Below are 7,901 nucleotides of genomic sequence, written 5' to 3' on the forward strand. Positions count from 1 at the left end.
TGATATTCATCAACGAGTGCCCACACAGATTGATAGGTTTAAATTGTTAAAGAGCTTTTCCTTTTTGAGCTTCGCTCAAATCGGACGGCCATTTTAGCGATTTAAGTTTTAGTGTCAACCACTATTTTCAAAACTTTTTTCAAGCGCTTGGCTTGGCTAATTTGGCTTGCTGATTCGTTCTGGTTTCCTAAGAAGCCATCCCGTGTCAGCGAGGTGGCATTATAGAGATTTCGATCACACTGGCAAGCCCTTTTTTAAGTTTTTTTCGTTTTTTTATTCGTTCGATTAAAAAGAACTCAAAACGCCTCAAAAGCAGGCTTTTATCTTACATATTCTTCAGTTTTTCAGTGAACAAAGAGACTTTTTCCCAGTTTGTGTACTCAACTTCCTTCGTTGTATCCGTTTCACCACCTGTCATATTCATAATAAAGCGGATCATGGTTCTATCGAACCAGTTATAACGTGGGTAATAGAGGGCACCTGCAAATACACCGATTAAAGTCGGCTGCCATGGAGACTTGGTAAGGAACTTCTTAATATACGCACTGCCTTCTGGTGTATCTTTGCCTTGGTCTTCTTTACGCGCCGTTAAGTTAACACAGAAGAACGCAACCTTGCTTGATTGCAACTGAGTAAGGTTGGCATCAATAAATTGATATAGCTTCTTATTAAAGTGGCCATAACGAATCGATGCGCCAATCAACACTCTGTCGTACTGAGCAAAGTCCACCTTGCCAATAGTGTGCAGATCTTGAAGCTCACATTCGAACTCACTCATTTCTTCTTTTATATAGTTCAAGATTTTCTTGGTCTGCCCTTCACGGCTTGAATACAAAAATAGAACTTTTGCCACAATGTTGTCCTTAGCTACGCCAAAACGTAGGGGTCAATAAGATTAATAAGGTGAAGATTTCTAATCGGCCAAACAGCATAGATACGATAAGTACCCATTTTGCTTTGTCGTTCACATCGCCAAAGTGCACCGCGACTTCACCAAGGCCCGGGCCAAGGTTATTTAATGTCGCCGCTACCGCAGAGAAAGCACTCAACTCGTCCATACCAGTTGCAATAAGAGCCAGCATACAAACCACAAACACTAATGCGTATGCAGAGAAGAAGCCCCAGACCGCATCTACAACACGTTGTGGTAGTGCAGAACCGCCAACCTTGATGGTATAGACAGCCCGTGGGTGAACAAGACGCTTCATTTCACGAGCACCTTGCAGAGTAAGTAGTAAGATTCGAATCACTTTCATACCACCACCCGTAGAACCTGCACATCCCCCTATAAAAGAAGAGAACAAAAGCAGTACGGGTAAGAACAATGGCCACTCTGAGAAACCCGTCGTTGTAAAACCCGCGGTCGTAGAGATAGACACGGTTTGGAACAAGGCTTGGTCGAAAGCATCGTAGTACGAATCATAAGAGTGATGATTGAGCAGTAATAAGAAACAAACCAAGAACAGTACTGCCTGAATAAAGATAAAGGCGCGGAACTCAGGATCTTTCCAATAATACTTAGGATGCACACCACCTGAAGCAAATGCAGCAAAGTGAAGCGAATAGTTACATGCGGATATAAGAAGGAACACAACTGTAATCATGTTGATCGCAGGGCTATTGAAATACCCCATGCTCGCATCGTGAGTCGAGAAGCCACCAATCGCAATAGTAGAGAAGCTATGACTGATGGCATCAAAGAAGCTCATCCCAGCAAGCCAAAACGCCACTGCACAAGCAATGGTTAAGCTCAGGTAGATGTACCAAAGCGCTTTTGCCGTTTCAGCAATACGCGGAGTCATCTTGCTATCTTTTACTGGACCCGGGATTTCAGCACGATATAACTGCATACCACCGATACCCAGAACAGGGAGGATAGCTACCGCTAATACGATGATACCCATACCACCAAACCATTGTAGGAACTGACGATAAAAAAGAATCGCCTTAGGCAGATCATCGAGGCCGACAATTACGGTCGCACCTGTCGTAGTTAATGCAGAGAAGGATTCGAAGAAAGCATCGGTTACCGACACATTGGGGTTATCGGCGATCAAAAACGGCAGCGCACCCGCACTACCGATTACCGTCCAAAACAGAACAACAATCAAAAAGCCATCACGCGCTTTCAATTCATGCTTATAACGTCGGTTTGGAAACCAGCAAGTTGCTCCACAGAATAAGAGAACGAAGAAGGTCGTCACAAATGGCACACCCGCACCATCTCGATAGATCAGTGCGACGAGCGCAGGAGCAAGCATTGATACACTAAAAAGTGCTAATAATAATCCGACGATTCGAATAATTGAGCGAAATTGCATGAGCTATTGAACGAAGCGAAATGCTTCACACTTCCTAGTTGTCTTTGACTTTCGTTACCAGTGCCTTAGCACCGCTTTTATTGATCATGGTTTGGGTAAACGAATCTACCTGAAGGAGCTCTATTTCAATAATAAGCTCAACTTGAACACCATAATCCGCTTGGACCTCAACAGCCTGATGCTGAGCCATGATGGATTGTGCGATCGGCACAAAGCCATAGTCTAACTCTAGCCGTAATTTTGTGGTTATTTTTTTCTCGATAGTTTGAAGCAGCTTGAGAGCTTGTTGTACGCCACCGCCGTAAGCCTTAACCAAACCGCCGGTTCCAAGCTTAATTCCGCCAGAGTAGCGCGTCACAACAGCCGTTAATTCACCGACACCAGAGCCCGATAGTTGCGCCAAGATAGGCTTACCCGCTGTACCCGAGGGTTCACCATCATCACTGAAACCCCAAAGCATTGAGTCTTCAGGTCGACCAGCAACAAAACCCCAACAGTTATGTCGTGCTGAAGAATGCTCTTTTTTCACCTGTTCTACGAACTGTTTTGCAGCTTCAACACTTGGAGTATGAGCAAGATGCGTAATAAAGACGCTCTTTTTTATCTCTTCTTCAAACAGAGCCGACGCAGAAGGTATTAAATAAGGCTGTTCATTCATATCGTTAACTTAGTTAATAAGAGCGACGAAGTGTATCACGCGTGAATAATAAGGGTTAGAGGATCTGTGTCATCGCACAATGTTAAACAATTGTTTAAAAAATGTATTGAAATTAATCAAGCAGAGGTACAGACTAAGATAACTGGTCTTACCAGGTATTCTACAATAATAGAAAGATAACAAGATTCTCTCAAACAATCGTGGATTGTATGTCATGGAGATAGACAATGATTTACCAAGCTAACACCCTACAGGTAAAGGAATTACAAGATGGTATTGCGGAATTAAGCTTCTGTGCACCAGCCTCTGTAAACAAACTCGACCTTGCTACTTTAGAATCACTAGATAAAGCGTTAGATGCTCTTAATGCTCACGCAGGATTACGTGGTTTAATCTTAACTTCAAACAAAGACGCGTTCATTGTAGGCGCAGACATCACTGAATTTCTTGGCCTATTTGCTAAGCCAGAAGCAGAACTTGATGAATGGTTAAGATTCGCTAATTCAATCTTCAGCAAGCTCGAAGACCTTCCTGTCCCAACTCTTTCAATGATGCGTGGCCATGCCCTTGGCGGCGGCTGTGAATGTGTACTCGCTACCGATTTCCGTATCGGTGACAAGACCACCAGCATTGGCCTACCTGAAACCAAACTTGGCATCATGCCTGGTTTTGGTGGTTGTGTACGCCTACCTCGTGTTATCGGTGCTGACAGCGCAATGGAAATTATCACGCAAGGCAAAGCATGCCGTGCAGATGAAGCGCTTAAAGTTGGCTTGTTAGATGCGATTGTTGAAACAGACCAGTTACTAGAATCGGCAATCAATACCATTTCTCTGGCTGCTAATGAAAAATTAGACTGGCAGCTACGCCGTAAACAAAAGACATCAGCGCTTTCACTAAGCAAACTCGAAGCGATGATGAGCTTTACCATGGCGAAGGGCTTAGTTGCTCAAAAAGCAGGGCCTCACTACCCAGCTCCGATTACTTCTGTGATTGCGATTGAAGAAGCAGCACGCAGCAATCGCGATGCAGCACTCGACATCGAACGTAAGCACTTCGTTAAGCTAGCGAAATCGGAAGAAGCAAAAGCATTAGTTGGCTTATTCCTGAATGACCAGTACATCAAAGGCTTAGCGAAACAAGCGGGTAAGTCAGCAAACAAAGCAACTGAGCGTGCAGCCGTACTTGGTGCAGGTATCATGGGCGGCGGTATTGCTTACCAATCAGCTCTAAAAGGCGTGCCAGTGATGATGAAAGACATCGCACAAGCATCGCTTGATCTAGGTATGAACGAAGCATCTAAGCTGTTGAATAAACGCTTATCACGCGGTCGCTTAGATGGATTCAAGATGGCAGGTATTCTGTCTTCTATTACTCCAAGCCTGCATTACGCGGGTGTAGAACAGTCGGATGTGATTGTTGAAGCAGTAGTAGAAAACCCGAAAGTAAAAGCAGCAGTACTGAGCGAAGTGGAAGGTTTGGTTGGTGAAGACACGGTTCTAACATCAAACACCTCTACAATTCCGATCAACCTGCTAGCGAAATCACTGAAGCGCCCAGAAAACTTCTGTGGCATGCACTTCTTTAACCCTGTGCATCGCATGCCTTTGGTTGAGATCATCCGTGGTGAACAAACTTCAGAAGAGACCATCAATCGCGTGGTTGCTTACGCAGCGAAGATGGGTAAATCCCCAATCGTTGTTAACGACTGCCCAGGCTTCTTCGTTAACCGTGTACTTTTCCCTTACTTTGGCGGTTTCAGCATGTTGCTACGCGACGGAGCTGATTTCACTAAGATCGATAAAGTGATGGAGCGCAAGTTCGGTTGGCCAATGGGCCCGGCTTACTTACTAGACGTTGTAGGCCTAGACACTGCACACCACGCACAAGCTGTGATGGCGCAAGGTTTCCCAGAGCGTATGGGCAAAGAAGGTCGTGATGCGATTGATGCACTTTACGTTGCTGAAAAATACGGTCAGAAAAACGGTAGCGGTTTCTACACATACAGCGTAGACAAGCGTGGTCGTCCGAAGAAGACCTTCTCTGAAGACATTCTTCCTATCTTGGCTGACGTATGTCAAGCACCACAAGATTTTGATGACCAAACAATTATCCAGCGCGTGATGATTCCAATGATCAACGAAGTGGTGCTTTGTCTAGAAGAAGGCATTATCGCGACACCGCAAGAAGCGGATATGGCACTGGTTTACGGTTTAGGCTTCCCTCCATTTAGAGGCGGCGTATTCCGCTACTTAGACAGTGTGGGCATTGGTAACTTCGTTGAAATGGCGAAAGGCTACCAAGACTTAGGTGCAATGTACCAAGTTCCTCAGCTATTGCTTGATATGGCAGCGAAGGGCGAAAGCTTTTACGACAGCCAACAAGCCAGTTCTCTGTAACCCACATTTGGAAAAGGAATAGCAAAATGAAAAATGTAGTTGTTGTTGATTGCCTTCGCACCCCAATGGGACGTTCCAAAGGTGGGGCTTTCCGTCACACTCGTGCTGAAGATCTGTCTGCACATTTGATGAAAGGCATTTTAGAGCGCAACCCAGAAGTAAACCCTGTCGAAATTGAAGATATTTACTGGGGTTGTGTACAACAAACACTAGAGCAAGGCTTCAACGTTGCACGTAACGCTGCCTTGCTTGCTGGTCTACCGATTGAGATTGGTGCTGTAACAGTCAACCGTTTATGTGGTTCATCTATGCAAGCTTTGCATGATGCAACTCGCTCTATCATGGTTGGTGATGCTGAAATCTGCCTGATTGGTGGTGTGGAGCACATGGGCCACGTACCAATGAACCATGGTGTTGATTTTCACCCAGGCATGTCAAAACACGTAGCAAAAGCGGCCGGCATGATGGGACTAACCGCTGAGATGTTAGGCAAAATGCACGGTATTAGCCGTGAAGACCAAGATGCATTCGCAGCACGCTCACATGCTCGCGCTCAAGCAGCTACGGTTGAAGGTCGTTTCAAAAATGAAATCCTGCCAACCGAAGCTCACGCTGCAGACGGTTCTCTGTTCACTCTGGATTACGACGAAGTCATTCGCCCAGAGACAACAGTTGAAGGCTTATCCCAGCTGCGTCCGGTATTTGACCCAGCAAACGGCACAGTAACAGCAGGTACTTCATCAGCTCTGTCTGATGGTGCTTCTGCAATGCTTATCATGAGCGAAGAGAAAGCTAACGCACTTGGCCTTAAGATTCGCGCTCGCGTGAAGTCTATGGCTATCGCTGGCTGCGATCCTTCAATCATGGGTTACGGCCCAGTACCAGCAACCCAAAAAGCACTTAAACGTGCAGGACTAACCATTGAAGACATGGGTGTGATTGAGTTAAACGAAGCGTTTGCTGCTCAATCTCTACCTTGTGCTAAAGACTTAGGTCTACTGGATGTTGTTGACGAGAAAGTAAACCTTAACGGCGGTGCGATTGCTCTGGGTCACCCACTAGGCTGTTCTGGTTCTCGTATCTCGACGACGCTAATCAACCTGATGGAAGCACAAGACGTGAAATACGGCTTGGCGACTATGTGTATTGGTTTAGGCCAAGGTATTGCAACGGTATTTGAACGCCCATAGCGTTTACTGACTGTAATATTTGAAGGGTAATCTTTTGTGCAGCTATATTTATATAGCTGCACTTTTTATTGCTTGGCATCCAACAATGCATCGATTGTGTTCAGCGAACTCAACGAGAGAAAAACCAACCCTGACATCTATGCACAAAACGCATATATTCAATGTTGATGTTTCATTATTTTTTCTCGGATGATTCAACTAAAGTTACTTCAGTTTCCTAATATTCCTCCACGGAGCAGATCATGTTTAAAGCACTTGTACTAAACCAAGAAGACAAAAAAACTATCGCGTCAGTTTCTCAAATTGAAGAATCTCAATTACCAGAAGGTAACGTGAAGATTGATGTTAGCTACTCTTCTTTGAACTACAAAGATGGTTTGGCGATTACAGGTAAAGGGCGCATTGTTCGCAACTTCCCTATGGTTCCTGGTATCGACCTTTCTGGTGTGGTTTCACAATCTGATGACCCTCGCTACAAAGCAGGCGACGAAGTGGTTCTAACTGGTTGGGGTGTTGGTGAAGGTCACTGGGGCGGCATGGCTGAGAAAGCAAGCCTAAACGGTGACTGGTTAGTGCCGATGCCTAAAGGTCTAGACGCTAAGAAAGTAATGGCGATTGGTACAGCAGGCTTCACAGCAATGCTTTGTGTTCAAGCTATTGTCGATGCTGGCATCAAGCCTGAAGACGGTGAAATCCTAGTTACCGGCGCAAGTGGCGGTGTAGGTAGCGTATCTATCACTCTACTAAACCAACTGGGCTACAAAGTGGCAGCAGTGACTGGCCGTGCTTCTGTAAACGGTGAACTACTTAAATCACTAGGCGCGACACGTATTGTAGAGCGTGCTGAACTAGAAGAACCAGCTAAGCCACTAGAAAAACAACTGTGGGCTGGCGCTATCGATACGGTAGGCAGCAAAGTGCTTGCGAAAGTATTGGCGCAAATTGATTACAACGGTGCGGTTGCGATGTGTGGTCTAGCAGGCGGTTTTGACTTACCAACCACGGTAATGCCATTCATTCTGCGTAACGTTCGCCTACAAGGTGTTGATTCTGTAATGTGCCCTCGTGAAAAACGTATTAAAGCGTGGGAACAACTGGCTGAGCTACTACCAGAATCTTTCTACGCTCAAGCAACCAAAGAAGTGTCTTTAGACGGTGCAATTCAAGCAGCAGAAGACATCACTAACGGTCAAATCACTGGTCGCGTAGTCATTAAACTATAGGCTCTCAAACATAAAGTTATCAAACCTTAAGCAACAGCTTTAGGCTTGGATAACCCAAATCGAGTAGGAGGAGGCCTCACGGCCTCCGTCCTCTCACACCACCGTACAAG

6 protein-coding genes are annotated in these 7,901 nt (G+C 45.4%); 3 read left to right on the plus strand and 3 right to left on the minus strand.

Annotation, left to right across the window (positions count from 1 at the left end; all coding sequences use genetic code 11):
• Nucleotides 1-325: 325 nt before the first annotated feature.
• From hemG to AB6E30_RS22135, 3 genes are read right to left on the minus strand one after another with little or no spacing between them, the layout of a single operon-like run.
• Nucleotides 326-853, minus strand: coding sequence for a menaquinone-dependent protoporphyrinogen IX dehydrogenase (hemG, locus tag AB6E30_RS22125; protein ID WP_372105275.1), 528 nt, complete (start codon nt 851-853; stop codon nt 326-328).
• A 10-nt stretch (nt 854-863) separates the two neighbouring features.
• The gene (locus AB6E30_RS22130) at nt 864-2,321 is read right to left on the minus strand and encodes a TrkH family potassium uptake protein (protein ID WP_008223210.1); all 1,458 of its coding nucleotides are present in this window, start codon (nt 2,319-2,321) and stop codon (nt 864-866) included.
• Between the two features lie 34 nt (nt 2,322-2,355).
• The gene (locus AB6E30_RS22135; RefSeq protein WP_017058823.1) at nt 2,356-2,979 is read right to left on the minus strand and encodes a YigZ family protein; all 624 of its coding nucleotides are present in this window, start codon (nt 2,977-2,979) and stop codon (nt 2,356-2,358) included.
• Nucleotides 2,980-3,206: 227 nt separating this feature from the next.
• Here AB6E30_RS22135 and fadB point away from each other — a divergent pair, with 227 nt between their 5' ends.
• The 3 genes from fadB (at nt 3,207) to AB6E30_RS22150 (ending at nt 7,791) form a co-directional block, all read left to right on the plus strand.
• Nucleotides 3,207-5,378: a fatty acid oxidation complex subunit alpha FadB gene (gene fadB, locus AB6E30_RS22140; protein WP_371721159.1), complete on the plus strand. Its 2,172-nt coding sequence runs from the start codon at nt 3,207-3,209 to the stop codon at nt 5,376-5,378.
• A 26-nt stretch (nt 5,379-5,404) separates the two neighbouring features.
• Nucleotides 5,405-6,568 (plus strand): acetyl-CoA C-acyltransferase FadA, encoded by a 1,164-nt coding sequence (gene fadA, locus AB6E30_RS22145; protein ID WP_017058821.1) that lies wholly within the window; start codon nt 5,405-5,407, stop codon nt 6,566-6,568.
• A gap of 242 nt (nt 6,569-6,810) precedes the next feature.
• Nucleotides 6,811-7,791 (plus strand): MDR family oxidoreductase, encoded by a 981-nt coding sequence (locus AB6E30_RS22150; protein ID WP_017058820.1) that lies wholly within the window; start codon nt 6,811-6,813, stop codon nt 7,789-7,791.
• Nucleotides 7,792-7,901: the final 110 nt, after the last annotated feature.

It is taken from the genome of Vibrio sp. 10N.247.311.12 (genome assembly GCF_041467515.1).
Classification (GTDB): domain Bacteria; phylum Pseudomonadota; class Gammaproteobacteria; order Enterobacterales; family Vibrionaceae; genus Vibrio; species Vibrio crassostreae_C.

Excerpts from the sequence above, each read along its gene's own strand:
- AB6E30_RS22130 (WP_008223210.1), bottom strand. The coding sequence starts at position 2,321 with ATGCAATTTCGCTCAATTATTCGAATCGTCGGATTATTATTAGCACTT.
- AB6E30_RS22135 (WP_017058823.1), bottom strand. The coding sequence starts at position 2,979 with ATGAATGAACAGCCTTATTTAATACCTTCTGCGTCGGCTCTGTTTGAA.
- fadB (WP_371721159.1), top strand. The coding sequence starts at position 3,207 with ATGATTTACCAAGCTAACACCCTACAGGTAAAGGAATTACAAGATGGT.
- fadA (WP_017058821.1), top strand. The coding sequence starts at position 5,405 with ATGAAAAATGTAGTTGTTGTTGATTGCCTTCGCACCCCAATGGGACGT.
- AB6E30_RS22150 (WP_017058820.1), top strand. The coding sequence starts at position 6,811 with ATGTTTAAAGCACTTGTACTAAACCAAGAAGACAAAAAAACTATCGCG.